At 70.3% G+C, this 26170-nt stretch carries 28 protein-coding genes and 1 tRNA gene; 19 read left to right on the forward strand and 10 right to left on the reverse strand.

All coding sequences use genetic code 11. From position 1 onward, the window contains the following. Window positions 1-47 precede the first annotated feature (47 nt). The 7 genes from PD653B2_RS01020 to pknB are packed head-to-tail and all read left to right on the forward strand — an operon-like array spanning window position 48 to window position 8704. Window positions 48-752 (forward strand): FhaA domain-containing protein, encoded by a 705-nt coding sequence (locus tag PD653B2_RS01020; protein WP_085870466.1) that lies wholly within the window; start codon window positions 48-50, stop codon window positions 750-752. Window positions 753-754: 2 nt separating this feature from the next. Then, window positions 755-1222, forward strand: coding sequence for an FHA domain-containing protein FhaB/FipA (locus PD653B2_RS01025; RefSeq protein ID WP_085870467.1), 468 nt, complete (start codon window positions 755-757; stop codon window positions 1220-1222). Between the two features lie 4 nt (window positions 1223-1226). Next, complete coding sequence (locus PD653B2_RS01030) at window positions 1227-2546, forward strand: PP2C family protein-serine/threonine phosphatase (protein ID WP_085870468.1); 1320 nt, start codon at window positions 1227-1229, stop codon at window positions 2544-2546. 2 nt (window positions 2547-2548) lie between these two features. Next, a complete protein-coding gene (locus tag PD653B2_RS01035) occupies window positions 2549-3952 on the forward strand; it encodes an FtsW/RodA/SpoVE family cell cycle protein (RefSeq protein WP_085870469.1) in 1404 nt (467 codons plus the stop codon). After that, the gene (locus tag PD653B2_RS01040; RefSeq protein ID WP_085870470.1) at window positions 3952-5424 is read left to right on the forward strand and encodes a peptidoglycan D,D-transpeptidase FtsI family protein; all 1473 of its coding nucleotides are present in this window, start codon (window positions 3952-3954) and stop codon (window positions 5422-5424) included. Before PD653B2_RS01035 ends, PD653B2_RS01040 begins: the two co-directional genes overlap by 1 nt. Continuing rightward, on the forward strand, window positions 5421-6884 hold the full coding sequence (locus PD653B2_RS01045; RefSeq protein ID WP_085870471.1) for a serine/threonine-protein kinase: 1464 nt from the start codon (window positions 5421-5423) through the stop codon (window positions 6882-6884). Before PD653B2_RS01040 ends, PD653B2_RS01045 begins: the two co-directional genes overlap by 4 nt. Window positions 6885-6901: 17 nt before the next feature. Then, window positions 6902-8704: a Stk1 family PASTA domain-containing Ser/Thr kinase gene (pknB, locus tag PD653B2_RS01050; RefSeq protein ID WP_085870472.1), complete on the forward strand. Its 1803-nt coding sequence runs from the start codon at window positions 6902-6904 to the stop codon at window positions 8702-8704. Here the strand turns inward: pknB and PD653B2_RS01055 are convergent. After that, window positions 8673-9485, reverse strand: coding sequence for a DUF881 domain-containing protein (locus PD653B2_RS01055; protein ID WP_085870650.1), 813 nt, complete (start codon window positions 9483-9485; stop codon window positions 8673-8675). The genes pknB and PD653B2_RS01055 overlap by 32 nt on opposite strands. 49 nt (window positions 9486-9534) lie before the next feature. Between PD653B2_RS01055 and PD653B2_RS01060 the strand changes: the two genes are divergently transcribed. Further along, window positions 9535-10044: a cell division protein CrgA gene (locus PD653B2_RS01060; RefSeq protein ID WP_242665072.1), complete on the forward strand. Its 510-nt coding sequence runs from the start codon at window positions 9535-9537 to the stop codon at window positions 10042-10044. Between the two features lie 313 nt (window positions 10045-10357). On the opposite strand, the gene PD653B2_RS01065 is transcribed toward PD653B2_RS01060, so the two are convergent. Both PD653B2_RS01065 and PD653B2_RS01070 read right to left on the reverse strand, forming a co-directional pair. After that, window positions 10358-11281 (reverse strand): rhomboid family intramembrane serine protease, encoded by a 924-nt coding sequence (locus tag PD653B2_RS01065; protein ID WP_085870473.1) that lies wholly within the window; start codon window positions 11279-11281, stop codon window positions 10358-10360. A 10-nt stretch (window positions 11282-11291) separates the two neighbouring features. Next, window positions 11292-11804, reverse strand: a complete 513-nt coding sequence (locus PD653B2_RS01070; protein ID WP_085870474.1) for a peptidylprolyl isomerase — start codon at window positions 11802-11804, stop codon at window positions 11292-11294. 167 nt (window positions 11805-11971) lie between these two features. Between PD653B2_RS01070 and PD653B2_RS01075 the strand changes: the two genes are divergently transcribed. After that, the gene (locus PD653B2_RS01075; protein WP_085870475.1) at window positions 11972-12595 is read left to right on the forward strand and encodes a DLW-39 family protein; all 624 of its coding nucleotides are present in this window, start codon (window positions 11972-11974) and stop codon (window positions 12593-12595) included. A gap of 97 nt (window positions 12596-12692) precedes the next feature. Here PD653B2_RS01075 and PD653B2_RS01080 read toward each other — a convergent pair whose 3' ends face one another. From PD653B2_RS01080 to PD653B2_RS01095, 4 genes are read right to left on the reverse strand one after another with little or no spacing between them, the layout of a single operon-like run. Beyond that, entirely contained in the window at window positions 12693-13712 is a 1020-nt protein-coding gene (locus PD653B2_RS01080) for a 1-acyl-sn-glycerol-3-phosphate acyltransferase (RefSeq protein WP_085870476.1), read from the reverse strand. Next, complete coding sequence (locus PD653B2_RS01085; protein ID WP_085870477.1) at window positions 13709-14557, reverse strand: patatin-like phospholipase family protein; 849 nt, start codon at window positions 14555-14557, stop codon at window positions 13709-13711. Before PD653B2_RS01085 ends, PD653B2_RS01080 begins: the two co-directional genes overlap by 4 nt. Before the next feature lie 7 nt (window positions 14558-14564). Further along, the gene (locus tag PD653B2_RS01090; RefSeq protein WP_085870478.1) at window positions 14565-14909 is read right to left on the reverse strand and encodes a DUF3817 domain-containing protein; all 345 of its coding nucleotides are present in this window, start codon (window positions 14907-14909) and stop codon (window positions 14565-14567) included. A 9-nt stretch (window positions 14910-14918) separates the two neighbouring features. Continuing rightward, the gene (locus tag PD653B2_RS01095) at window positions 14919-15662 is read right to left on the reverse strand and encodes an SURF1 family protein (protein ID WP_242665094.1); all 744 of its coding nucleotides are present in this window, start codon (window positions 15660-15662) and stop codon (window positions 14919-14921) included. A 161-nt stretch (window positions 15663-15823) separates the two neighbouring features. Here PD653B2_RS01095 and PD653B2_RS01100 point away from each other — a divergent pair, with 161 nt between their 5' ends. Together PD653B2_RS01100 and PD653B2_RS01105 are read left to right on the forward strand one after the other, a co-directional pair. Continuing rightward, the gene (locus PD653B2_RS01100) at window positions 15824-16552 is read left to right on the forward strand and encodes a FadR/GntR family transcriptional regulator (protein ID WP_085870480.1); all 729 of its coding nucleotides are present in this window, start codon (window positions 15824-15826) and stop codon (window positions 16550-16552) included. Continuing rightward, window positions 16549-17274 carry a sterol desaturase family protein gene (locus PD653B2_RS01105; RefSeq protein WP_085870481.1) on the forward strand — a complete coding sequence of 242 codons (726 nt, stop codon included), beginning with the start codon at window positions 16549-16551 and terminating at the stop codon, window positions 17272-17274. The genes PD653B2_RS01100 and PD653B2_RS01105 overlap by 4 nt, the downstream gene beginning before the upstream one ends. On the opposite strand, the gene PD653B2_RS01110 is transcribed toward PD653B2_RS01105, so the two are convergent. Then, entirely contained in the window at window positions 17271-18254 is a 984-nt protein-coding gene (locus tag PD653B2_RS01110) for an Ig-like domain-containing protein (protein WP_085870482.1), read from the reverse strand. The genes PD653B2_RS01105 and PD653B2_RS01110 overlap by 4 nt on opposite strands. Before the next feature lie 97 nt (window positions 18255-18351). On the opposite strand from PD653B2_RS01110, the gene PD653B2_RS01115 reads away from it, so the two are divergent. Next, entirely contained in the window at window positions 18352-19146 is a 795-nt protein-coding gene (locus tag PD653B2_RS01115) for an MBL fold metallo-hydrolase (RefSeq protein WP_085870483.1), read from the forward strand. A 213-nt stretch (window positions 19147-19359) separates the two neighbouring features. Here PD653B2_RS01115 and PD653B2_RS01120 read toward each other — a convergent pair. Beyond that, window positions 19360-19420: transfer RNA gene (locus tag PD653B2_RS01120), tRNA-Ser, on the reverse strand. 351 nt (window positions 19421-19771) lie between these two features. Between PD653B2_RS01120 and PD653B2_RS01125 the strand changes: the two genes are divergently transcribed. From PD653B2_RS01125 to PD653B2_RS01145, 7 genes are all read left to right on the forward strand, one after another. Further along, on the forward strand, window positions 19772-20827 hold the full coding sequence (locus PD653B2_RS01125) for a tyrosine-type recombinase/integrase (RefSeq protein WP_165763283.1): 1056 nt from the start codon (window positions 19772-19774) through the stop codon (window positions 20825-20827). A 130-nt stretch (window positions 20828-20957) separates the two neighbouring features. Next, the gene (locus tag PD653B2_RS24680) at window positions 20958-21122 is read left to right on the forward strand and encodes a hypothetical protein (protein ID WP_165763284.1); all 165 of its coding nucleotides are present in this window, start codon (window positions 20958-20960) and stop codon (window positions 21120-21122) included. Continuing rightward, the gene (locus PD653B2_RS01130) at window positions 21119-21796 is read left to right on the forward strand and encodes a hypothetical protein (protein WP_085870485.1); all 678 of its coding nucleotides are present in this window, start codon (window positions 21119-21121) and stop codon (window positions 21794-21796) included. Before PD653B2_RS24680 ends, PD653B2_RS01130 begins: the two co-directional genes overlap by 4 nt. A 118-nt stretch (window positions 21797-21914) precedes the next feature. After that, window positions 21915-22346, forward strand: a complete 432-nt coding sequence (locus PD653B2_RS01135; RefSeq protein WP_133058916.1) for a hypothetical protein — start codon at window positions 21915-21917, stop codon at window positions 22344-22346. Window positions 22347-22520: 174 nt separating this feature from the next. Then, window positions 22521-23573: a DUF4192 domain-containing protein gene (locus PD653B2_RS01140; RefSeq protein WP_085870652.1), complete on the forward strand. Its 1053-nt coding sequence runs from the start codon at window positions 22521-22523 to the stop codon at window positions 23571-23573. Between the two features lie 20 nt (window positions 23574-23593). Next, entirely contained in the window at window positions 23594-23752 is a 159-nt protein-coding gene (locus PD653B2_RS24685) for a hypothetical protein (protein WP_165763285.1), read from the forward strand. A gap of 193 nt (window positions 23753-23945) precedes the next feature. Next, window positions 23946-24863, forward strand: coding sequence for a hypothetical protein (locus PD653B2_RS01145; RefSeq protein WP_207559293.1), 918 nt, complete (start codon window positions 23946-23948; stop codon window positions 24861-24863). On the opposite strand, the gene PD653B2_RS01150 is transcribed toward PD653B2_RS01145, so the two are convergent. Then, window positions 24856-26139 carry a DUF1173 domain-containing protein gene (locus PD653B2_RS01150; RefSeq protein WP_085870487.1) on the reverse strand — a complete coding sequence of 428 codons (1284 nt, stop codon included), beginning with the start codon at window positions 26137-26139 and terminating at the stop codon, window positions 24856-24858. The genes PD653B2_RS01145 and PD653B2_RS01150 overlap by 8 nt on opposite strands. Window positions 26140-26170: the final 31 nt, after the last annotated feature.

Raw genomic sequence — 26170 nt, forward strand, 5'->3', positions numbered from 1 at the left:
ACCGCGCAGCGGGCACGACCCACCGGACGTGGACGGAAGGAGGCGACGTGGGCGGACTCCAGAAGCTCGAGCTCCGGCTCGAGCAGATGATCTCCGGCGCGTTCGCCCGAGCCTTCCGCTCGGCGGTGCAGCCCGTGGAGATCTCCGCCGCCCTCCAGCGCGAGTGCGACAACAACGCGCAGATCCTCTCGCGCGATCGCCGGCTGGTCCCCAACGACTTCCACGTCGAGCTGTCCCCGACCGACCTCGAGCGGCTCGCGCCGTACGACTCGGCGGTCGCCGACGAGCTGGTCACCCAGCTGCGTGCCCACGCCGACCACCAGAGCTACGTCTTCCCGGGCCCGGTGACGATCGCCTTCGAGGCCGCCGACGACCTCACCACCGGCCGGTTCCGGATCAGGAGCCGCGCCCAGGCCAAGGTCACCGGCAGCGCCACGCACACCCAGACCCGTCGCGCCCGGGCCGTGCTCGAGGTCAACGGCACCCGCCACCCCCTGCAGCCGCCCGGGCTGGTCATCGGCCGCGGCACCGACGCCGACATCCGTATCAACGACCCGGGGGTGAGCCGGCGTCACATCGAGTTCACGGTCACCGGGGGCGAGTCCGGGATCGCGATCGAGGTCCACGACCTCGGCTCGACGAACGGCATGCTGGTCGACGGCCACCGGATCACGCAGGCCGGCCTGCGCGACGGCTCGCAGGTCAAGATCGGCAACACCACGATGACCGTCCGGGTCGTCGAGGAAGGCTGAGGATGTCCGAGCTGACGCTGTTCCTCATCCGGGTCGCCTACCTGGCGATCCTCTGGATCTTCGTTCTCTCGGCGATCTCGGTCATCCGCTCCGACATGTTCGGCGCGCGCGTGCCCGAGGCTGCCCGCGGTACGACGGGCAAGGCGCCCAAACCGGCGAAGCCCGCCAAGCGCCGCGGCTCCCCGACCCACGTGCTCGTGACCGAGGGCTCCAGCGCCGGCGAGCGCGCCGACCTCTCGCAGGGCCCGGTCCTGATCGGGCGCGGCACCGACGCCGCCATCCGGCTCGACGACGACTACGTGTCGACCCGCCATGCCCGGATCGCCGCGTCCGGCGACCAGTGGTTCGTCGAGGACCTCGGCTCCACCAACGGCACCTACGTCGGGACGGTGCGGATCACCCAGCCGACGACGATCACCATCGGCACGCAGGTCCGCATCGGGAAGACGATCCTGGAGCTCAGGAAGTAGCCGGATGACCGACTCTCCCGAAGCGACCGCAGGTCTGCGCCTCCAGTTCGCCGCGACCTCCGACGTCGGCCGGGTCCGTAAGGACAACCAGGACTCCGGGTACGCCGGCCCCTGGCTGCTCGCGGTCTGCGACGGCGTCGGCGGTGCCGCCCGGGGCGACATCGCCTCGGCGACCGCGATCCAGCAGCTGCGCCGCCTCGACGAGCCGCCCGACAGCGTCCCGAGCACCGGCGACCCCAGCCACGACCTCCTCGCCCGGATCGCCGGCGCCGTGCACCGTGCCCACGACCGGATCGTCGAGCTCGTCGACGAGGACCCCGCCCTCAGCGGCACCAGCACCACCGCCACGCTCACGCTCTTCGACGGCTCCCGGATCGGCGTCGGCCACGTCGGCGACAGCCGCGCCTACCTCTTCCGCGGCGGCGAGATCACCCAGCTCACCTCCGACCACACGTTCGTCCAGAGCCTGATCGACGAGGGCCGGATCACCGAGGAGGAGTCGCGGGTCCACCCGCACCGCAACCTCATCCTCCGGGCGATCGACGGCGTGAGCGACAGCGAGCCCGACCTCTTCGTGCTCGAGCTCGCCGTCGGCGACCGGCTGCTGCTCTGCAGCGACGGCGCAAGCGGCGTGCTCGACGACGGCCGGCTCGCCGACATCCTCGCGACCGGCGGCCCCGACTTCGCCGCCGTCGAGCTGGTCCGCGCCAGCCTCGAGGCCGGCAGCTCCGACAACGTCACCTGCGTCGTCGCCGACGTCCTCGAGGGGCCCTACGACGAGGAGCCGGAGCCGATCGTCGTCGGTGCGGCGGCCGAGCGCCGGCTGCCCCGCCAGCGGCCGGGCGGCGGGATGGGTGGGCTCTTCCGGGGACACCGGGCCGGCGACACCGGTGAGCTCGAGCCGATCACCGCCGACCTGCCCGACGGGGCGATCACCAACGACCCGATCGACCCCGAGCAGGCCCGCTACGCCCCTCGCCCGCCGCGCCGGTTCGTCTGGCTCAAGCGGCTGTGCGCGCTGGTGGCCCTGGTCGGCGTCCTGTGGCTCGTGCTCGCCGCCGCCTGGTCGTGGAGCCAGGACCAGTACTTCGTCGGCGAGGACGACGGCGCCGTCGTCATCTTCCGCGGCGTCAACGCCGAGCTGCCCGGCGTCTCGCTGAACACGCTCTTCGAGACCTCCGACGTGCAGGTCGACCTGCTCAGCGAGATCGAGGCCGACCGGGTGCGCGAGGGCATCGCCTACGACAACATCGAGGACGCCGAGGCGAAGGTCCAGGACCTGGCCGCCCGGCAGACGTCCGAGGAAGCCCCGGCGGGCGGCTGAGCATGGCCCAGACCAACGCACTGATGGGGTTCGTGCACCGGCGTCGCCGGGGTGCCGAGCTCTTCCTCCTGGTGCTCGCGCTCGCGGTCGGCGTCGGGGCGTACGCCGCCGTCGGCATCGGGGTCGAGGGTGAGGTGCCCACCGACCTCGTGCCGTACGGCGGCTGGCTGGCCGCGCTGATCATCGGCGCCCACGTGGTGATCCGGTTCGTCGCGCCGTACGCCGACCCGGTGCTGCTCCCCGTCGTGGCCGCGCTCAACGGGCTCGGACTGGCGGTCATCCACCGGATCGACCTGGCCAAGGAGGCTGCCGGCGACGGCGCCGGCTTCGCGCAACAGCAGCTGATCTGGATGTCGCTCGGCGTGCTCCTCTTCGTCGTCACCCTGGTCGCGATCCGCGACCACCGGGTCCTCCAGCGGTTCACGTACACGAGCGGGCTCGCCGCGATCGTGCTCCTGCTGCTGCCGATGCTGCCCGGCATCGGGCGCACCATCAACGGCGCCCGGATCTGGATCCACCTCGGCCCGTTCAGCTTCCAGCCCGGCGAGGTCGCCAAGGTCCTGCTCGTCATCGCGTTCGCCGGCTACCTCGTGCTCCACCGCGACGCCCTCGCGCTCGCTGGCCGCCGGGTGCTCTTCGTCGACCTGCCCCGAGGCCGCGACCTCGGCCCGATCCTCGCGATGTGGCTGGTCAGCCTCGGCATCCTGGTCTTCCAGCACGACCTCGGGTCCAGCCTGCTGTTCTTCGGCCTCTTCCTGATCATGCTGTACGTCGCGACCGAGCGACCGGGCTGGCTGGTGGTCGGCGGGCTGCTGTTCCTCGGCGGCGCCACCCTGTCCTACTACCTCTTCGGCCACGTCCGGATCCGCTTCGACATCTGGCGGCACCCGTTCGACTACTACGGCGAGGGCACCAGCGACCAGGCCTTCCAGCCGGTCGAGGCGATGTTCGGCATGGGCTGGGGCGGCCTGATCGGCCGCGGCTTCGGCGACGGCGACCCCAACCGGGTCCCCTACGCCAACTCCGACTTCATCCTCTCCTCCATCGGCGAGGAGCTCGGCCTGACCGCGGTGATCGCCGTCATCCTCATGTACGGCCTGCTCGTCGAGCGGGCGCTGCGCACCGCGCTCATCTGCCGCGACGGCTTCGGCAAGCTGGTCGCCACCGGTCTCGGCAGCGTCCTGGCCCTCCAGGTGTTCGTGGTCATCGGCGGGGTCACCGGCCTGATCCCGCTCACCGGCCTCACCACCCCGTTCCTCTCGTACGGCGGCTCCTCGCTGATCGCCAACTGGGTGATCATCGCGATCCTGCTGCGGATCTCCGACCAGGCCCGACGCCCGGTCCCGCAGCTCTCCGACGACACGGCCGCGATCGACATGGACTCCACCCAGGTGGTCAAGCTCTGATGAACAAGCCGATCCGCACGATCTCCATCTTCTGCCTCCTGCTCTTCCTGGCGCTGATGCTCAACGCCACCTATCTCCAGTACTGGAAGTCCGGGAAGCTCAACGACGACCCGCGCAACCGCCGGGTGCTGGTCGCGTCCTACGCACGCGAGCGCGGGGCGATCCTGGTCGGTCGCACCTCGGTCGCCCAGAGCGTGGAGAGCGACGACGAGTACAAGTTCCAGCGCACCTACCCCAAGCCGCTCGTGTACGCCCCCATCACCGGGTGGTTCTCCTACTTCGGTCAGACCGGCGTCGAGCGCAGCCAGAACGACGTGCTCTCCGGTGACGACTCGCGGCTCTTCGTCACCAAGCTCGTCGACCTGCTGAGCAACAACCCGACCAAGGGCGGCAACGTCCAGCTGACGATCGACCCGGACGCCCAGCAGGCGGCGTACGACGGGCTCAAGGCGCTCGGGCCCAGCGTGCAGGGCTCGGTCGTCGCGCTCCAGCCCTCCACCGGCAAGGTGCTGGCCATGGTGTCGCTGCCGACCTACGACCCCAACAAGCTCGCCTCGCACGACCTGTCCGCGGCCAGCGACACCTACGACCGGCTCGACAAGGACCCCGCCCAGCCGCTGCTCAACCGGGGCATCCAGACCCGGCTGCCTCCGGGCTCGACGTTCAAGGTGGTCACCGCCGCCGCCGCGATCGAGAAGGGCCTCTACACGGCCAGCGACACCGTGCCCGGCGGGGTGACCTACCAGCTCCCGCTCACCCGCGACGACTCCGGCCTGATCGACAACGAGGGCCGCAGCTGCGGAGCCAACGGCACCCGGATCCCCTTCAGCCAGGCGATGGAGCAGTCCTGCAACACCACCTTCGCCGCCCTCGCGGGCGAGGTCGGGGCCGAGGACATGGCCAAGACGGCCGAGGGCTTCGGCTTCAACCAGCACTACTTCGACGACATCAGCCCCCAAGCCGTGTCGGTGTTCCCGACCGACATCAACACCGCCGAGCTCGGCCAGACCGGCTTCGGCCAGTTCGAGGTCGCGGCCACCCCGCTCCAGATGGCGATGGTCGCGGCCGGCCTCGCCAACGGCGGCACCGTGATGAAGCCGTACCTGGTCGACGAGCAGCAGGACGCCGACCTCGACGTGGTCGACAAGACCGATCCGGAGGAGCTCTCGCAGGCGGTCTCGGCGACCACCGCCAGCGAGGTGACCAAGCTGATGGTCGACACGGTCAACGAGGGCACCGCCTCGCCGGGCGCCATCCCGGGCATCTCGGTCGCCGGCAAGACCGGCACCGCCCAGAGCGGGATCGACGACGTCCCGCCGTACGCCTGGTACATCTCGTTCGCGCCGGCTGACAACCCCGAGGTGGCGGTCGCGGTGATGATCCAGAAGGCCGACATCCCGCGCGGCGAGATCGCCGGTGGCGTCTACGGCGGCCCGATCGCGAAGGCCGTCATGGAAGCGGTGGTCAAGTGAGCGAGCAGCCCCCCACCCCGGACTTCGGCTTCGTCGACGACGCCCGGCGCTACCGGCTCGACGCGCGCATCGCCACCGGCGGCATGGGCGAGGTGTGGCGCGCGACCGACACGTCGCTCAACCGTGAGGTCGCGGTGAAGGTGCTCAAGAGCGAGTACGCCGACAACCCGTCGTTCCGCACCCGCTTCGAGGTCGAGGCCCAGCACGCCGCGTCGCTGCACCACGCCAACATCGCCACCGTCTACGACTTCGGCGAGGCCGAGTCCGCCGACGGCTCCGGCGTGCACCGTCCCTACCTCGTCATGGAGCTCGTCGACGGGCAGCCGCTCTCCGCACTGATCCGGCCCGGCTCACCGATGGACCCGGCGGCCGTCCGCGACCTGCTCTCCCAGGCCGCCGAGGGGCTGGGCGCCGCGCACGCGGCCGGCATCGTCCACCGCGACGTGAAGCCCGCCAACCTCCTCGTGACGCCCGACCGCCGGGTCAAGATCACCGACTTCGGCATCGCCCGAGCGGCCGAGGGCATCGGCCTGACCCAGACCGGCGAGGTGATGGGCACCCCCCAGTACCTCTCGCCCGAGCAGGCCCAGGGCCTCACCGCCACGCCGGCGTCCGACGTGTACTCGCTCGGGGTCGTCGCGTTCGAGTGCCTGACCGGCCGGCGCCCCTTCGTCGCCGACACGGCCGTCGCCACCGCCCTCGCCCACCTCCGCGACCCGGTGCCCGACCTGCCCCCCGCCGTCCCCCGCGACCTCGCGACCGTGGTCACCACGGCGCTGGCCAAGAAGCCCGAGGACCGGTTCCGCGACGGCGCCGCGTTCGCCGCCGCGCTCCGCGACCCCGCCACCGCGGCCACCCGGATCGCCGGCGCACCCGTCCCGGTGCCCGTGCCCGACCGCACCCAGGTGCTGGCCGGAGTCGTCGCCGACCCGACGCCCACGCCGTACGCCCCGGACGAGCAGCGCCGCAGCAACCCGATCTGGGTGATCCTCGGCGTGCTCCTGCTGGTGGCGTTGGTCGTCCTGGTCGTGCTGGTGATCACCCGGAGCGGCACCGGGCCCGGCCCCGACGACGGCCTGACCGAGACCCCGACGCAGTCGTCGTCCGCTCCGTCGTCGCCCAGCGAACCCACCACCAGTGCGACCACCGAGGACACCACCGTGGTGCTCGACGAGAGCGACTACCTCGACCGCCCGGTCGACGACGTCGCCCGTGAGCTCGGCAACCTCGGGCTCAAGGTCGACAAGGTGCGCATCGACAACCCGGGCGGCCAGATCGAGGGCGACGTCGAGAGCGTCAACCCCACCGGCACCGTCAACAAGGGCGACACGATCACGGTCAGCTACTGGGGCCCGGCGCCGGCCGAGTCGCCGACGCCCAGCGCGACCCCGTCCGACACGCCCTCCGCCACCCCGTCCGACACCTCCAGCCCCAGCGACACCGCGTCCCCGAGCAGCTAAGGCAAGGTCAACCGTCGATGAGCAACCAACAGCCGATCCTGATCGGTGGGCGCTACGAGCTCGGAGAGCTCCTGGGCCGAGGTGGCATGGCCGAGGTGCGCAAGGGCACCGACACCCGGCTCGGCCGGGTGGTGGCCGTGAAGAGGCTGCGCACCGACCTGGCCAGCGACGCGACGTTCCAGGCCCGCTTCCGCCGCGAGGCCCAGTCGTCGGCGTCGCTCAACCACCCGGCGATCGTCGCGGTCTACGACACCGGCGAGGAGCCCGCCGCCGACGGATCCGGCGTCTCCCAGCCCTACATCGTGATGGAGTTCGTCGCCGGCCGGACGCTGCGCGACATCCTGCGCGAGGGCCGCAAGATCCTGCCCGAGCGGGCGCTCGAGATCACCAGCGGCGTGCTCTCGGCCCTGGACTACAGCCACCGGGCCGGGATCATCCACCGCGACATCAAGCCCGGCAACGTGATGCTCACGCCGAGCGGTGACGTGAAGGTGATGGACTTCGGCATCGCCCGGGCGATCAGCGACGCCTCGTCGACGATGACCCAGACGGCCGCGGTCGTCGGCACGGCCCAGTACCTCTCCCCCGAGCAGGCCCGGGGTGAGACGGTCGACTCGCGCTCCGACGTCTACTCCGCCGGGTGCCTGCTCTACGAGCTGCTCACCGGCCGACCGCCGTTCGTCGGCGACAGCCCGGTCGCGGTCGCCTACCAGCACGTGCGCGAGCCCGCCCTCCCGCCGTCCGACCACGACACCGACCTGCCGCCCGAGATCGACGCGATCGTGATGAAGTCGCTCGCCAAGCGGGTCGAGGACCGCTACCAGTCCGCGGCCGCGATGCGCAGCGACATCGAGCGCTACCTCGCCGGCAGCCCGGTCCAGGCCCCGATCCCGCCGCCGCTGCCGCCGACCCCGCCGCCGACGTACCCCGACCACACCGCGACGGCCGCCGCGATCCCACCGGACGACGACTCCTCGCGGGGCCGCACCGGCCTGCTGGTCGCGCTCGGGCTGCTGCTGATCGTGCTGATCGCCGGCGCGGCGTACCTGATGCCGCGGCTCTTCGAGAGCGCGCCGGACCAGATCGCCGTCCCCAACGTGATCCGGATGACCGAGCAGCAGGCACGCGCCGAGATCGGCGACGCCGAGCTGCGCGTCGGCACCATCGACCAGCAGCCCGACGACACCGTGCCCGCGGGCAAGGTGATCAGCCAGGACCCGGAGCCGGACACGTACGTCGATCCCGGCACGGCGGTCGCGTTCGTCGTCTCGACCGGCAAGCCCGAGGTGCAGGTGCCCTCGGTGGTCGGCCTCGAGAAGGAGGCGGCCCAGGCCCAGCTCGAGGGCGAGCCCTACCAGTTCGTGGTCGAGCTGAAGGAGAAGGAGTCCGACCTGCCGGCGGGCCAGGTCGTCGAGACCGCCCCGACGGCCAACACGATGGCCGCGGTCGGCGCCACCGTCACCGTCTTCTACTCCGACGGCCCCGAGGAGGTGCCGGACGTGATCGGGCTCAAGCAGGGCCAGGCGAAGAACAGGATCCGCGCCGCCAACTTCGAGCCTCGGGTGATCCCGTCCGCGGACACGACGGAGCCGGCGGGCACGGTGATCGACCAGAGCCCGGCCGCGGGCGAGACGCCGTCGGAGGGCTCGACCGTCACGATCGTCGTCTCGAGCTACGAGCCTCCGCCGACCGAGCCGACCGAGACGCCCACCGAGACGCCCACGGAGACGCCGACGGAGTCGCCCACGATCCCGCCGGTGGGCGGGCGGGTCGTGCCTCCGGGGGTGCTCAGCTCCCCGTCAGGGGCTGGGCGAAGTTGAGGTCGCGCAGGCCGTCGTAGGCCGGCGCCGTGATCACGGGCTCGTACTGCATGTCCCAGCCGACCTGGATGTCGGGGTCGTCGGCGTCCTCGCGGTAACCGTCGACGTACGAGTCGTTGTCGATGGCGGCACTCAGCGTGGCCGGGTCACCGACCGCCTCGATGACGTAGGGCTGCGGGTACGGCACGCCCTGCAGCTGTACGGCGTTGCCCTCGCACTTGATGCCCGTCGTCGTCACGATGCGCTGACCCGCGACGGTGACGGCCGTCGCGCCGCCCTTCCAGAGCGCATTGACGACCGCCTGGATGTCCTGCTGGTGGACCAGGAGCGGGTTGACGTCGCCGGTGGTGGAGTTGATGACGTCCTCGGGGGCGTCCGACAGGGTGATCGAGATCCCGGCACCGGACTTGGGAGTCAGCCCGGCCGGGTCGCTGAGCCTCTGGATGGCGCGGTGGTAGCGGTTGACGTCGCGGTCGCTCATCGCGGCGCTCAGCACCGCCACCTGACCGTTGAGGTCGGCGACCCGGTCGCGCAGCTCGGCGTACTGGTCGGCCTCGTCCTTCACCAGGGAGGCCAGGTCGGTGTAGCGGCCGGGCCGCAGGTCGGTGCCGTCGCTGTTGGCGGCGCTGACCACGAAGAGGCCCCCGCAGAGCAGCACCACGGCCGGGGTCCCGAGCCGCCAGGCGCTCCAGGGTCGACGCGGAGACCGGCGGCGCAGCCGCGCCCACCGGCGTTCGCGCTCGCCCGGCCGGACGGGCCGGGCGTGGGATCCACCACTCACGCCCACTAAGGTAGCCCGGAGCCCGTGGCGTCTCGTCACGGACGCCGCCATGTCGCGCATCACGATCGACCGCACGAACACCCAGGAGCCACCCGTGTCCAAGGCCAAGCACGATCCACTCGCCCCCGTCCGGGGACCGCTGGTCACCCCCCGGTTCGTGGTCTTCCTGGTGCTGATCGCCCTCGGCATCGCATGGATGGCGTACTACTACGTCGTGGTCCGGGTCGACCCGAGCGCGTTCCCGGCGCCCGACCCCGGCAAGCCGAAGTTCATGGCCGACCTCGCCAACTGGAACTACTTCATCGGCTTCGGCCTGATCCTGGTCGGCCTCGTCATCGCGGCGCACCCGTCGACCCCGCTCGGCCGCGGCCGCGGCGTCGTGATCGGCATGCTCGGCTGCTTCCTGATCGGCCTCCTGTGGATCTGCACGTTCTACGTCTTCAGCAACCAGCCCGACGCCAACGGCATCCCGCTCATGAACGACCTCGGCCAGAAGAACCTGATGGTCGGCATCGGCTTCATGGCGGTCGGCTTCACCTTCGCCACCCGGTGGGAGTGATGAGCTGCCCCAGCCTGAGCTTGCGAAGGCGGGGATCCGGCAGCCAGGTCTCTCTCGCCGCGCGAGCGAGGAACGAGCTCGCGACCGGCGTATCGAGACCCCACCGCCAGCCACCCACCTGGACCACGAACGCCGGCCGCCCCTCGGGGCGGCCGGCGTTCTTCATTCCACAGCTGTGGAGTGGCATGTGGATAACTACACGCGTGTAGTTCTCCACAGGTTATCCCCACCTGTGCACGACGGGTCGTCCGCCTCAGGGCTAGCCATAGGCGCGCGAGAGGCGGACGACCCAGCGGCGGCGCGGGGGAACGGGTCAGGCGAGGGCGGCGGTGCGGGCGATGATCGCGAGCGCAGTGAGCGCACCGATGACGACCAGACCCGAGACCTGGAACATCGAGCGCCGAGGACCCTTGGGCGCGTAGACGAGGACGCCGGCGATCAGGATGCCGCCGACGAAGCCGCCGAGGTGGCCCTGCCAGGAGATGTTGCTGACGACGACGGTGAAGACGAAGTTGATGCCGATCCACATCAGGATCTGCTGGACGTTGGCGCGGACCTTGAACGCCACGACGAGCAACGCGCCCATCAGGCCGAAGATCGCACCCGAGGCGCCGAGGGTTGCTTGGAACTCCGGGGCGGCCCAGTAGACGAGCGCCGAGCCGGTCAGGGCCGAGAGCAGGTAGAGCGCCAGGAACCGGGCTCGTCCGATGACCATCTCGAGCTGCGGGCCGAGCACGTAGAGCGCGAGCATGTTGAAGCCGATGTGCCAGGGCTCCACGTGCGCGAACGCACTGGTGATCAGCTGCCAGTAGGCGCCGTCGACGACGCCGGGCAGCCACGTGCCACCGTGGGCCGTGCACGTGCTCTGGCTGAGGTCGAAGGCCTGCTCACCGCTCAGGCAGAGCCCGTTCGGTCGCAGGGCAAGCCAGTCCACCAGTCGACTGCCGGTGCCGCCGGTCACCACGATCATCAGCCAGACCACGGCGTTGATGCCGATCAGCACGAACGACGTGATGCTCGCGTTGGACGGACGCAGTCCGCCGTACGCCGTCCGGCCCGCGCGGGTGGACTTCTTGCCCTCCGCCACGCAGCTGGGGCACTGGAAGCCGACGGCCGCGTCGCGCATGCAGTCCGGGCAGATGGGCCGGTTGCAGCGCTGGCAGCGGATGTGGGACTCGCGGTCGGGGTGCCGGTAGCAGACGGGCACCCCGATCGCCGGAGTCGGTTGGTCGGTCACGGGCGTTGGATCAGGAACGCACGATCTCGACGGTCTCGATGACGACCGGCTCGAGCGGCTTGTCGCCGGGGCCGGTCGGGGTCTTGCCGATCGCGTCGACGACGTCGCGCGACGCCTGGTCGGCGACCTCACCGAAGATCGTGTGCTTGAAGTTCAGCCAGGTGGTCGGGGCCACGGTGATGAAGAACTGCGAGCCGTTGGTGCCCGGCCCGGCGTTGGCCATCGCGAGCAGGTACGGCTTGTCGAAGACCAGCTCGGGGTGCGGCTCGTCCTTGAAGGTGTAGCCGGGGCCGCCGGTGCCGGTGCCCAGCGGGCAGCCGCCCTGCAGCATGAAGCCCTCGATGACGCGGTGGAAGCCGAGGCCGTCGTAGAACGGACCGGTCTTGCCGTTGCCCGCGTCGTACGCCTTGGTGCCCTCGGCGAGGCCCGTGAAGTTGGCGACCGTCTCCGGCGCGTGGTCCGGGAACAGGTTGATCGTGATGTCGCCCCGGTTGGTCTTCAAGATGGCCTGCTGGTCAGCCATGACTGCCTCTCGCGTTGGATGGGTACACCACGGGTGCACCTCGAGCTGGTTGTGCCGTCCGATCCTCCCATGGGCCACAAGCAGTCCACCCCGCGACCGGTGTTCTGGTGCGGGCCCGAGTGCCATGATCGAATGAAGCAGGACACGACGAGAGGAAGTGCCAGAAGATGGGTCTGCGCAAGAAGAAGTCCCTCCTGGACCAGGCGAGCGACTACGTCGACCAGGCTGTCGAGCAGGTGAAGCCGCAGCTCGAGTCCGCCATGGCCACGGCCAAGGACAAGGCCGGACCGGTGATCGCCGACGCCCGTACCAAGGCAGCCCCCGTCATCGCCGACGCCCGCGCCAAGGCAGCTCCGGTCATCGCGGACGCCAAGGCCAAGGCCGGCCCGGCCGTCGCCTCGGGTGCCGCGATCGCCGCGGAGAAGATCGCCTCGGGCGCCGCCTACGCGGCCGACAGGACCGCCGTGGCCTCGCAGGCGGCGGCCGACAAGGTCGCCGACGTGGCGGCCCCGAAGAAGAAGGGCAGCAAGCTCAAGAAGCTGCTCCTGATCACCGGCCTCGCGGCCGCCGCGGCGTTCGTCGCCAAGAAGCTGAAGGGCGGCAGCAGCCAGAGCGACAACTGGCAGTCGTCGTACAAGCCCACCCCGGCACCGGCAGCACCGCAGAGGCCGGCCGAGGACGAGGGTGGCTCGTCACCCGATGAGGCCCTGGCCGACCAGGCGGAGGCACCGCACCCGGTGACCACGCCGGACGACCCGGCCGACGTCGTCGAGGTGGACGACAAGAAGTAGCGCAGCGAGGACGCCTCAGCGGACTCGCTGAGGGTGTTCGAGCGAGCCGCGCGACTGAGGAATGAAGTCGCGACCGGCGTGTAGACCGATCGACTGATCAGGACCGGCCGGAGGAGACATCCTCCGGCCGGTTCTCTGCTATCCAGGCGTCGATCTGCTCCCACCAGGCGAAGAGCCAGTCGATCCGCTCCTCGCGCCCGGCCGGGATCTCGGCCCGCGGCACCTGCCACCAGCGCATCACGATCTGCTTGTCCATCGGCAGCTCGCGCCAGATGTCGGCGACCGTCACCAGGTGGTCGAGGCCGGTGTGCGCGACCAGCACGACGTCCGCCTGGGGTGCCGCGTCGAGCGCCGCCAGGAAGCCGCCCGGACGCGGGGCCAGCACGTGGATCATCTGCTCGGCGCGCTGCGCCATCCGGTCCATCCCCAGCCGGCGCAGGCGGTCGATCGCCCGCTGTCGCCGCTGCGGCGTGAAGTTGCCGCCCTCCGGGAAGATCACGAACGCGTCGTTCTCGTCCAGGCCCGTGGCCAGCTGCGCGATCTGGTCCTCGAGCTTGGCGCCCTCCCCCGGGTTGGGGGTGATGAACCGGGCCGGGATCCGCCGCAGGAGCACGTCGATCGCCGGGTCCCAGGCGAGGGTGTCCTTGAGGACGACCCGGGGCTCGCGGTGGTACCACGCCATCAACGTGTGGATCAGCACGAACGAGTCGCCCGGGCCCGCGTGCCGGCAACAGACCAGGATGGGCCGGCCCGGGTGCGCGGCCGGCGTCGGGCCCTCGGTCGCGATGGTCAGGCGGAGCACCCTCCGGGCCTCGCGGAAGAAGACCCACATCGTGCCCTGCACGAGGTCGTAGTGGATGCCCTCGAAGTACGGGGTGCGCATCTTCCACCCGAAGCCGGACGCGACCCACAGGCCGAACAGGATGACCAGCAGGATCGCCTCACACGTGAGGTACAGGATCGCGACCCACATGATGCGCAGCGCCCGGAGCCGGCCGGGCAGGATCGGCGACAGCGCGGCAGCGCCGATCAGCCACAGCGGCAGGGTCACCCACAGCAGCACCGTCAGCGCGACGACGAGCGGCGCGATCACCAGCCGCCGCAGCGCGCGGGTCACGTGCCGCTCGCTGACACCGGCCCGAGGTGGTCGTCGAGGTACGCGACGGACGCGGCGTACGTCTCGTCGATCCGCTGCTGCACGCCGGAGAAGTCCCGGGTGCCCAGCAGGGAGTCGTCGCGGCCCGAGGTGCCCCGCGCGGGGAGCACGTGCGCCTCGACGCCGGCGGGGAGCTCCTCGAGCTCGCGGATGAAGCGATGCCGGCGGGCGATCTCGAACGAGACCCGGGCCACCTCCCACGGCCGCTTCGGGACCGTGAGCGGCCGATCGATCCGGCCGACCTGGAGCACGAAGACCCGGCTCGCGCCGAGCTGGACGGCACGCCCGAGCGGGATCGAGTTCACGATGCCGCCGTCCAGGTAGTGCTCGTCACCGACCTTCGCCGGCGGCAGCAGTCCCGGTACGGCGGCGCTCGCGACGACCGCCTCGACCAGCGGGCCGGAGGTGAACCAGTGCTCGGCCGAGCGCTCGATGCTCGCCGCGCAGACCTGGAAGCGGACCGGCAGCTCCTCGAAGGTCAGGTCGCCGAACTCGTCGAGCAGCGCCTGGTGCAGCGGCTTCGACGACCAGAGGTGGGTGCCGGTCGAGACGGCCCGACGCACGGTGCGCAGCGGGCTGTCGCCGTACACCTCGTGACCGGAGGACCCGGCACCCTTCCAGAGCTCGGTGAGCTTCTCGATCACGCCGAGGCTCGGGTCGCGGGCGACCATCGCGCCGTTGAGGGCGCCGATGCTCGTGCCGAGGACCAGGTCGGGCGCGATGCCGCGCTCGAGGAGGGCGCGGAGCATGCCGACCTCGACGGCCCCGAGGACGCCCCCGCCCCCGAGTACGAACGCGGTCGTCATGGCTGGCTCACACCGGTGACGATCCCGCGACCTCGGGGTTCTCGGCGCGCACCTTCTGGGTGACCTTGTGCTCGACCCAGAAGATCAGGAGCGGGATCAGCCCGGCGGCCAGCGCGACGACGGTGAAGGCGACCGACCAGCGCAGCTGGCGCGACAGCAGGAACGCGACCACGACGTAGACCATGAAGATCCAGCCGTGGAAGAGCCACATAATGCTCGCGGACTCGCCGAACTGCTGGAGGCTGCTGCCCTCGGTGGCGAGGTACTTCAGCGGTGCGGCGACAAGGGCGCAGAAGGCGAGCAGGACCCCGACGACGAGCGCGAGGATCCGGTAGGCGTTGAACAGCTTCACGCCGCCAGCCTACGGACCCACCGTCGTGCGGTCGGCCGCCGGCGGCGCGGCGTCCTCCTCCGCTGTCTTCTCCGTCACCCAGCGCCACCAGATGAACGCCGCGAAGGCGCCGAAGAACCACCACTCGATCGCGTAGAGCAGGTTGCGGATGCCGGTGAAGGTGCCGGCGTCGGGCAGCTGCTCCAGGGTGGCCGCCGCGAGCCCCGGCTCGGGCTGCTGAGCCACGCCGTAGGCCCCGTATAGGTCCTGGTCGACGTGCTGGATGACGTCGGCGATGCGCAGCTGCGGGAGCACGTCGTCGCTGGGGTCGGTGTCGGTCTCGCCACTCCCCTCCGGGGGCTGCAGCCAGGCGACCACGTGGGCCTCCCCGGTCGGCGGCGCGGGTGCGTCCCCGGGGTCGGCCACCCAGCCGCGGACCACCGGCAGCGCGGGCGCGTCGGCACCCCCGACGGCCAGCGGCGTGACGACCCAGTAGCCGTCCTGGCCGTCGTGCACCCGCCCCGAGACATAGACCGTGCCTGCAGGCACCCAGGTGCCGGACACCTCGACCGGCTGCCCGACCTGGGTCCCCGGGAACGGGTCGTCGGGGCCGATCACGTCGGCGATCGGCTCGGGGTCGCGGCTGGTCAGGTCGGCCGCCTCCGCGGTGCGGTGCGCCTGCCAGGCGTCGTACTGCCACAGGCCGAGCCCGACCGCGGTGCCGACGAGGACCACGGCCAGGAGGTGTGCGCCCCAGAACCGCGGAGCGAGCATTCTGGGCACGTCCTCAGCGTACGGCGCACCGCGGCACGCGCTCCGCCCGGTGGTTGAAGAAGGCGCGCAGCGCTGTCTCGAGACCCCCGCAGCCCGCGCTACTCGTGGCTCACTGGTCATACCTCTTGACCAATGACCGGCCTCGACCTACGGTGAAGCGCATGCCACTGCAGCCCGTGACCCGCCGCTCCGTGCCCGACGAGGTCTTCGACCAGGTGCTCGCCGAGGTCGTCGACGGCGAGATCGAGGCCGGGGAGGCGCTGCCCAGCGAGCGTCGCCTCGCCGAGGTGCTGGGCGTCTCGCGGCCCGCCGTGCGCGAGGCCCTCCAGCGGATGGCGCAGACCCGGCTGCTCGACGTCCGGCACGGAGGAGCCACCACGGTCCGCGACTTCCGCAGGTTCGGCGGCCTCGACCTGCTCCCCCGGCTGCTGGTGCGCAAGGGCGACCTCGACCCCGCGGTCGCCCGGAGCATCCTCGAGGCCCGGCTCGTGGTCGGCCCCGGCGTCGCGGCGCTAGCCGCCGAGCGCGGCGGCCCCGCGCTGGAGGCGCTGCTCACCGGCACCGTCGACGCGCTGGGCGCGACCAACGACGGCGTCGAGCAGCAGCTGCACGCCCTGACGTTCTGGGACCAGGTCGTCGACGCCGCCGACTCGATGGTCTTCCGGCTGATGTTCAACAGCCTGCGCGCGGCCTACGAGCCCGCGCTGGTGGCGCTCGCGCCGCTGATGGCCGAGGAGGTCGGCCAGGTCGGCGCCTACCGGCTGCTGACCTCCGCGATCGGTGCCGGAGACCCCGAGACCGCCCGGGCCGCGGCCGACCGCGTGCTCCGGCCGGCCACCACCAGCCTGCTCACCGCCCTTGCCGCACTCACCTCGGAGGAGTCGCCATGACCAAGGCAGCGCCCGACATCGAGAAGCTCGCCGCACAGCGGCTCGCGGCCGACGAGGAGCAGATCACCGGCTCCCGTCGCACCAACGTCTCGCTCGGGCGGGCCTGGCGCTCGTTCTGGCGGGCGCCGAGCCCGTGGCTGATCGCGTCGTTCCTGCTCGCCTCCGTGGCCGGCCGCGTGGTGGTCGGCCGGGGCTCCTGGTGGGAGCTCGCGATCCCGGCGGCGCTGGTCGCCCTCTTCCCGGTCATCGAGTGGGTCATCCACGTCTGCATCCTGCACTGGCGACCGCGCCGGCTCGGCCCGGTCGAGGTCGACTCGCTGCTGGCCCGCAAGCACCGTGAGCACCACGCCGACCCGCGCGACAGCCCGCTGGTCTTCATCCCGTGGCAGGCGCTCGCCTGGCTGCTCCCGGCGTACGTCGCGGTCGCGTGGCTGGTGATGCCGACGACCGCGAGCGCGCTCTCGCTGCTGGTGTCGGTCTACGGCATCAAGTTCGGCTACGAGTGGACCCACTACCTCGTGCACAGCGACTACCGGCCGCAGTCGCGGTGGTTCCGCTCGGTGTGGCGCAACCACCGGCTGCACCACTACAAGAACGAGCACTACTGGTTCACGGTCACCTCGGCCGGCACGGCCGACCGGCTGTTCGGCACCCACCCCGACCCGGCGTCGGTGAAGACGTCACCGACCGTGCGGTCACTGCACTCCCGCGAGGGGCTCTAGCCCCTCGTGACGACCAGGGTCCGCGACGGGGCGGTCGAGGCCTTGAAGACACGCGTGCCGGCGTACGTCGACACGATCTGGTAGGTCCCGGGCTTCAACGCCGGCAGCCGGACCGACATCCGGCCGTTGCGCAGCGCCCGCGTCACGCTCCAGTCGCCGACGCTCACCGTAGCCCGGCCCGTGACGATCATGTTCTTGGCGGTGGCGTCGACCCGCGCGACTCCCCGTTGGGCCGTGGTGATCGATGACCTGAGCAGGCGCGTGAAGGTCGAGGTCGGCACCTTGCCGACCTCGACCGACTTCGTGGAGCGGGGCGTGACGGGTTGGCCCGTCAGCTCCGCGAACTGCGCACCCGCCAGGCCAAGGTAGGACAACCGGGCCGCGATCCTCGACCCCACGTCGTGGGACGTGGGGAGGTACGTCGTGTCGTGCGCGCCCGAGATCGGCGTGCCGTCGCGGAGCCACTCGATCGTCGGGCTGAAGGCCCCGCCACCGACGGCCCCGAGGTAGGTGAGCATGGAGGTGAGCCCGGCGGAGTACTCGAGGACGAGCGGGGTGCCGACCCGTCCGCTGCCCGCCAGGCTCATCGGCCTCGCTGCCGCGAGCTCGACGTCGGTCTCGTGGCCCTCCACCACGACCAGGGATCCGTCGGGGTGCGCCACTCCCGTCCCGATCGAGAGGTAGTCGCACGGGTCAATGCCTGCGCAGAGGACCCCGCCCCACGGCGACAGGCTGAGCACGGCGTAGTCACCCGGAGGCAGTTCCACCGAGTTCTCGGACACCTGTTGCACCTGGGCCCCGAAGCCGCCGACGTCGGACATGACCAGGATCGCTCCCGGCATCGGGTCGCCGTGCTCGTCGACCACGTGGATGTTCAGGGTTCCGGTCCCGGCCGCCTGGGCCGGGGGCGCGGCGCCCAGGCCAGCACCGAGAGCGGTGACCACGGCGGCAAGAGCGGCGAGAGCGCGGACGGGTCGCACGGGAGTCCTTTCGCAGGAGGCCCGAGACGATTGCCGGCAGGCTAGTCGGCTTCGCTCGATCCCGCTCCCCCATGTCTGGACACGGCAGGATGCGGTCATGACCGTCCACCACCTCAACTGCGCGACCATGCACCCCGTCGGTTCGTTCGGCGGGCGGGTGGCACCGGCCGCGATGGTCGCCCACTGCCTGCTCGTCGAGCGCGCGGGCGGTCTCCTCCTCGTCGACACCGGCTTCGGCACCGCCGACGTGGCCGACCCGAAGCGCCTCGGCCAGCCCTTCCGGGCGATCGTCCGGCCCGAGCTCCGACAGTCGGAGACCGCGCTCGCCCAGGTGCAGGCGCTCGGGTACGACGCCGCCGACGTCACCGACATCGCGCTCACCCACCTCGACCTCGACCACGTCGGCGGTCTCGCCGACTTCCCGCACGCCCGGGTGCACGTCTTCACCGACGAGCTCGAGGCGGCGCTGCACCCGACGTTCCAGGAGAAGGCCCGCTACCTCCCGGTGCAGCGGGCGCACGGACCCGACTGGGTGCGCCACGACGTGCCCGGCGACACGTGGTTCGGCTTCGACTCGGTGAGCGCGCTCGCCGACGACGTGCTCCTGATCCCGCTGCAGGGTCACACCCGCGGGCACTGCGGCGTCGCCGTACGACGGGCCGAGGGCGGCTGGCTGCTGCACGCCGGCGACTCCTACTTCCACTCCTCCGAGAAGCTGACGCCGCCCGCGCCGCCGGTCGGGCTGCGCGTCTTCCAGGTCCTGATGGGCGTGGACAACAAGCGCCGGCGGGCCAACCAGGAGCGCCTGCGCGAGCTGCACCGCTCGCACTCCGAGGACGTCACGATCTTCTGTGCGCACGACGGTGACGAGTTCGCGGCGCTCTCGGGTTGAGGTCGCCCGGCACGCGCGGGGATCGCCGAGCCGTCGCTTCGGCACGCGCGGGGATCGCCGAGCCGTCGCTTCGGCACGCGCGGGGATCGCCGAGCCGTCGCTTCGGCACGCGCGGGGATCGCCGAGCCGTCGCTTCGGCACGGCGCGGGCGCTGCGCGCCGGAGATGCAGAACCGACGGCTCGGCTCCGTTCACACCGGGCCTGTTCCCGTTGTGGAGCCTAGGGGACTCGAACCCCTAACCCCCTGCTTGCAAAGCAGGGTGATCCATGCTCCCACACTCGCGGTAGATCCCTCTGACCTTGCGTTTTGGGGACAGAGGTAGACATGGGTGCCCGTCTATCTGGCACCACTCTGGCACCGCTTGAGGTATTCTGGCATCGGCCGAAAGGGGTGGCGATCATGGCTGGTAGGGCCGCCGCGGGCAGCGTCCGCAAGATTCATCTGCGCTCCTGCATCCACCGACAGACCTGCACGTGCGGAGGGCGCGGCACACACGAGAAGCCATGCCCAAAGGCTCAGCGCTGCCGCTGCGACGGGCGCTGGCAAGCTCGGGTCACAGCGCCCAACGGCGCGACCATAACCGCTCCCTCGACCTTCAAAGCGAAGATCGACGCCGAGGAGTGGGTGAAGGCCGAACGGGCCCTGATGGAGGATCCCTCCGCCTACATCACCGCCCAGGCACGCCTCGAAGCTGCGAAGGAGCGAGCCCGGCTCGATGCGGCCAACACCTTCGCCGTGTACGCGGAGCGCTATCTCATGTCGCGGGACCTTCGGCCAAAGACGGTTCGGGAGTACCGCGGACTGCTCGATCGCACACTGGTCCCCGCCTTCGGCGAGACCCCGTTGAAGGCGATCACTCGCGAGGGCGTCCGCGCCTGGCATGCGGCCTTGCCAACAAAAACGCCTGCTGCGAACGCCGCGGCCTACCGCCTCCTTCGCTCGGTCATGAACGCAGCTGAGGACGACGAACTCATCGACCGCAGCCCGGTGCGTATTCAGAAGGCGTCGACCGCCCGGGTGAAGAATCCGCAGAAGCCGTCCCCCGTCGACGAGATGGCAACCATCGTCGACAACATGCCCGAGCGGCTGCGTCTGTTCATCGTGCTTGCTGCGTTCGCGGGCATGCGGGAGGGCGAAATCTTCGAGCTCCGCCGCAGCGACATTAGGTCGACCTCGGGTTCGATATCGGTCACCCGCAAGATCGAGAAGGACGCAGACCCGCAGGCCGATGGCGCATGCCCGAACTGCGGCCGAGTAATCGGACCGCCGAAGACGGAGAAGGGCACACGTGTCGTCCATCTGCCACCGGCGTTCCTGCCGCTTCTCCGCGCGCACCTGCTCGCCCACACAGCGCCCGGCGCCGACGGCCTGCTCTTTCCCGGCGAACGCAAAGACCACATGAGCGCTCGCTACCTCCTCGACCGGTATGCAATCGCCCGCAAGGCCGCCGGCCGCTCAGACCTCACCATCCACGGCCTCCGCCACTCCGCGTTGACCTTGGCCGGGCAGCACGGCGCCACCGGCGCTGAACTCCAGGCGCGTGCGGGCCACGCCTCGCAGGCGGCCATGGCGATCTATCAGCACGCCACTGCCGACCGCGACCGGCAGCTTGCCGACAGGCTCGGAGAGACTGTCGCCGCCTCCGGTGCCTGGGCGCACCTTCTCGTTGAGCCTGAGTAGATTGCGAGCAGCAGGTCAAGAGTCGGTTCCCCTTGCCTACTGAGCAATAACGTCACCCGACGGTGTCCGTTCTTGGGGCCGTTCTGCTGCTTCTCCCTTGGTAGAGCGCTACCTCGGAGGAGCACACCTGATGCATCAGTTCTCGACACCTCGTGACGCCAACCGCCAGCTGCGGGCGCATCCGGCGATCGTCTTGCGTGATCACCTCGCCCAGACCCTAGACGCTGCCCGCCTGCTTCGATCCCTCCTGGCGGTCGCCGACAAGGGTGGCGAGCAGGCCGGCGATCACCAATGAATGGCCAGAGCGGACTGCCTGCCTCCGCTGAGGCGGTCTATGGCGCCGAGCAAGCTCTACAGCGTGCGGCGGACACCGTCGAGGAGTTGGGCGACGTAGCGGCGTCGTCACTCCGGGTACTCGACGATGCCGCGATGGACTCGTTCTACGCCCACCAAGACGACCGCCGCGCCTTCTACCTTGAGTCCGCAGGCGCTCACTTGGGCCGGCTTCGCAGCAGGTCGGAGGTGATGACAGAACTCGGAGAGGACCTCGTGCGCCATCTCGCAGCTGCGAGCAGCGCGATCGAGGAGGCCGGACGCGAACTGAGCGACACAGATGGCCTCGAGGAGGTCAACCACGAAGCACGAGCCCTGCGGACACACATCGACGTGCTCGGCGAGGTTGTAGCCCTCGCCGGGCCAGTCGCAATGGAGATCAGGCGGCACGCGGTCTGCGCGGCTGAGTGTTCAAGGGAGACCGATGCGCTGATGCTGCTGGACACCCGCGTTCACGACGCCGGACGGGAGGTCAGTCGCGCAGACGAAGGCGTGGCGATGATGCGCAACATCATCGAGAGCGCGCACTCCCGTGCGCGCAGCTCGGCGGCCCTGGCTGGTTCCCTCCACTACGCCGCCACTCATCCCTCCTCGACGGCGTCGCCGCCGCAGCCAGGCCCCGACATTGCCATCTGAACCCGACCCCTTTCCCTTCCGCACCTTGCGAAAGGCACCTGTCATGGGCGATCGCACACCAATCCAGGTCGTCATCTACTCCTGTCCACCCGACCTCGTCGCTGCCGTACTCGACACGTTGGAGACGTACGACATTTACGGGGGCGCCCACTCGCCGAACTCACTGGCCGACCCGAGGCTGACCGAGCTCGAGCTCGGTGTGTGCTGTTCGCGCATCGAGAGCTCGGTCGGGTCGAGCGACGAGATCGCCGACGAGTTCCCCGACCAGGCTGCCTGGAAGGTGTGGGAGGACCCTGCGTACGAACATCTCGGGCAACTCCATCTGCACCACCCGGACCTGGGCCGGTTCAGTGCCGAGTGCGACGCCTACGGTCGGGCTGTCTTCACCAGCCTGGAGGTTGACCGGCTCGCCGCCAAGCATGGCAGCGATCTGGTGCAGTTGCGCCACGAGACGGGGCTGACGTGGGAGCAGGCCCTCGAGGCACTCGCCGCAGCCAACAACGGGATCGTGCTGCCCCGCGAACCCTCACCCGGGTCGGCGCCGCTATAGGCCATGGCGTTGAACCAGCTCGCCTGCGGGCCCTCACGGTGGCTGCCAGAGAACGCCTCCGGGCAAGCCCCGCAAACAACTTCGCCTGATCGGTAGCCGGCGGCTGTCCGATCTGGCAATGGGTCGGTTGCTTATCCCTGGCAGCCAGTTCCTTCACCCGAGTAGGTGCTCTCCATGGTCAACACCCTCAAGATCGGATCGCATGACGAGTTGATCTCCTATGTCCCGCACGCACTGGGATTCGCTCCCGAGAACAGCATGATCTGCCTTCCCTTCGGCGGCGGCCCGACCTCCCGCGTCGACCTGCCGGACTCCCCTGATGCGAAGAGGCAGTTCCTCGACGCTCTGACCGATGTCTACCTGCGGCGCCACTCCATTTCGCGGCTCGCGCTCATCGCATTCGGTGAGAACGGCCGTACCTGTCTGGAGGCACTCTCAGCTCTCGGTGAGCGACTGGTCAGCGACCACCGCGGACCTGATGTTGGTCCGATGCTGTGGGTCAACGGTGACGAGTGGTTCGACGTCCTCGAGGACACCAGCGGCCGCGTCGACCCGCGTACTCGGGCCCGGATGGACGCAGAGTTCGCGCTGATGGGACACGTCATGCCGACCGGCCGCAGGGAGGACCTGGCGACCGCGATGCGAGGTGACCCAGCGCCCGTTGCCAAGCACCTGCCGGCGGCGCAGGAGCGTGAGGCCGCCATGGATCTGGGCGCCCGCAAGGGGGAGGTCGAGTGGCTCGGGTCCCGTCTCGACGAGTTCCTCCAGGACCGTCGACCGCTCTCCGATGTCGATGCGGCTCGCGTGCTGGCCGTGATCCACGACAGCAGCGCAAGGAATGCAGCCGAGATCCGGATGGCCCGTGCGAATGCGGCGGTCTGTTCTGAGTTCTGGCACAATCTCGTGCGCCGCGCGCCCGATCAGGTCCGCGATACACCGGCCGCACTGCTCGCGCTCAGCTCCTACCTAGAAGGCCACGGCGCGAAGGCCTGGACGGCGCTCGATCAGATCTCCGAAGCGCGTCCGCCCATTGCTGACCTCCTAGCCACAGCTCTGGAGCAGGCGATCCACCCCCGCGAGTTCGAGCGGGCGCTCCACCAGGTCGCGCCGGCTGCGCTGATGCAACAGGCAGCGCTTCGTGCCCCTGCGTCCCACGAGCGCACCCAGCTGGACAAGTACCAGGCCCGGGCGGTTGACGGTCCGGCATCGTCGGCGCCGGGCTGCTGAGAAGAAACGGAGACAGGACCGTGAGGAACCTTCTTTCGGCGCTGGAGAAGTGCCTTGCCCGGCTCATTGCCGCCACGCCCCCGGCCCCGGCCCCGGCCGCGGCCGACCGTCCGGAGATCGACCTGGTCTATCCCGACAACGCCGCGCAGGACCGTTTGGACGGCAGCCTCCGCGAGTAGTTCACCCCGGCGTTGTCAAGGGCCCAGTCCGCGCCCTGTGGACAACGATGCGCTCTCCACAGATGGGAGCGGGCTCGGTTGCACTGTCGGTGGTTCGTCGCACACTCAGGGAAGGACGTCGACGCGCTCTGCGGCGCGCGTCCGGGGTGTCGGGTTCATCGGGAGTCCGGCCCCCGTCAAAGGGGTGAGGACGATGCAGGCATCGACGAAGGTGCTCCGTCTGATCGCTGTTATGCCGGCTGGTGTAGCCGGCAGCTTCATCGCGGTCATCGGGTTGGGCTTCCTTCCAGGAGCCGGCCTGGTGTTGGCGTTTCTGGGCACTGTGGCGACCTTTCTTGTCCTGGCGCTCGGGGCGTTGGAGGGACCGGCAGCGCGGTTGTTCGGGTTCTCCCGCGGGCCGCGACCCGGCGAGAAGGCGGTGCTGGAGCCGGCTCTGCGGCTGGTGGAGAAGCTCGATCTCGCCCCTGAGCGGGTGCTGGTGCGGTTGGTTGACAGCGACGATCTGCTGGTGGTGCCGATCGGGCGCGTCACCGTGATCGTGGAGCCGTGGCTGCTGGAGGGTCTGTTCGAGCGTCGGTTGACGGTCGCCGATGCCGCAACCGCGATCGGGCACGCGGTTGCCAGCCAGCGGGTCGGTCCGTCAAGGTTCGACCTGGCGACGCGACTCTGGGCGTTCCCATGGGCACTGGTTCATGTCATCGTCCGACAGATCGCACGGGCTTTCTCGTGGGTGCCGGCGGCTGGTCTCGCGTGGCATCTGCGGATCGTGGTTGGCGTCGTCGCGGTCTTCCAAGGTTTCCAGCCTGGCGGGAGCCCGACGTTGGGGGTCGCGACCGGTGCGCTGGTCGCCGTTAGCTACATCGCGCCCGCAGCCGACCGGTGCTGGCGCGCAGTCGTTGAGCGCGAGGCCGACCGGGTCGTGTCCAGCCGGGGTCTCGCTGATCCGCTGATCCAGTTCGTCCAGTGGCGCTTGAGTGCTCGCTCAATGGAGCGGGTGCACCGCATCCGCACGGCAGCGGCAGGCGCGACGACGTCGAGTGCGTCTGGCGCAGAGCTCATCGATGAGCCTGCACGCGGCCCGGTGCTGGCGCACGCCGTCGCTATCAGATGAACGGAGCCGTTGACTTGGCCGGCGGGAGCACCGGCATGTTGGAGGTGATGACCCAGGTCCAGACGTCTGTTCCGGTGTCGGCGGCGATTTGGGTGGCGGCGTCGCGGTCGTGGTCGTTGGTGAGGAGGAACGCGGCGGTGGGAGATTCGGTGTCGGTGAAGACGAGGGAAGCCATGGGCCTGTCGGGGGCGAGGTTGTAGCGCAGTGACTTGGTGAACCTGCGGCGCGCCTCGAGCGCGGTGTCTAGAAGCAGCTTGTCGGCTAATGACTCGTACGGGAGCCAGTTGCGGTCGGTCATGACCAGGGAGATCTCTTCGGCGGTGGTCAGGCCGGCGCGGCCGACGGAGAAGGTGGCGATGACCATCAGGTGGCCCTGGTCGTTGGCCTGCCAGAGTTCGAGTTCGTCTCCGAATCGTTTGTTGAGACGGGTCAGGAGCGTGTCATCGACCATGAGTGGTGCGTCGGGCAGGTGTTTGATGACGAGCTTGTGCCCGAACCGGGCAGCCGCGATCTCTTTCAGCTCGCCGATGAGCATCATGAACTGCTGCGAGCTCCCGTGCTGCTGGAGCGGCGCCCAGGCGGTGAGGCGGCGGACGGCGATCTCGGTCTTCTTCTCAACGCTGAACGGTTCGGGGATGTAGAGCCGTGCGGCGAGCGGCTTGCCCTTGGTGAACTTTCCGCGGGCGGCCTGGCGCAGGTACCAGGACACGATGCGCCAGTTGCGTTTGCCGTCCATGCCGGGGCTCCAGGTGGCGAGGTCGGCTTCTTGCCACAGGTAGTGCAGGACCGCACGGAGGGTGAGCCGGTTGGGGTCGGCGGCCACCGAATCGGCCGCGTCCCCGCCACCGGCGCTGGCCGGTGTTGGGCGTTCGGTCTTCGACATGCGGAACCCGAGCTTGATGGCGGTCAGGCCGCTGTCGGATTCCTCGGTGATCGCCGATCCGAGGACCTGCCCGAGCCCGGAGAGTGCCTGGGGTGGCGGGTAGGAGGCGCAGCGGACCGTGTGTGCGAGACCGGTGTCGGGCATGCGTTTGATGACGTACTTGTCAGGGCCGATCTTGGCGACGTACATGGCGACGCCGTTGGGGCGGCACAGGCACAGGGGCCTGACGCGGTCGGTGTGTGCGGCCGAGAGGAGCTGCTGGGTCTCCGGGTTGTTGGTGTGGCTGATCCGGTGGCCGTAGAGCTCGAAGGTCTGCCGGTCCCCGGCAGGGTCGCGCTCGCGGTTCGTGGTGGGGTCTGCCCTGTCTGCTGCAGGGCCTCGTGTGGTGGTCATGGCTGGGAGAAGCAGCGGCCACGGCGTCGGA

Origin of the sequence: Nocardioides sp. PD653-B2, assembly GCF_002117935.1 — a bacterium.
Lineage (GTDB): Bacteria > Actinomycetota > Actinomycetes > Propionibacteriales > Nocardioidaceae > Nocardioides.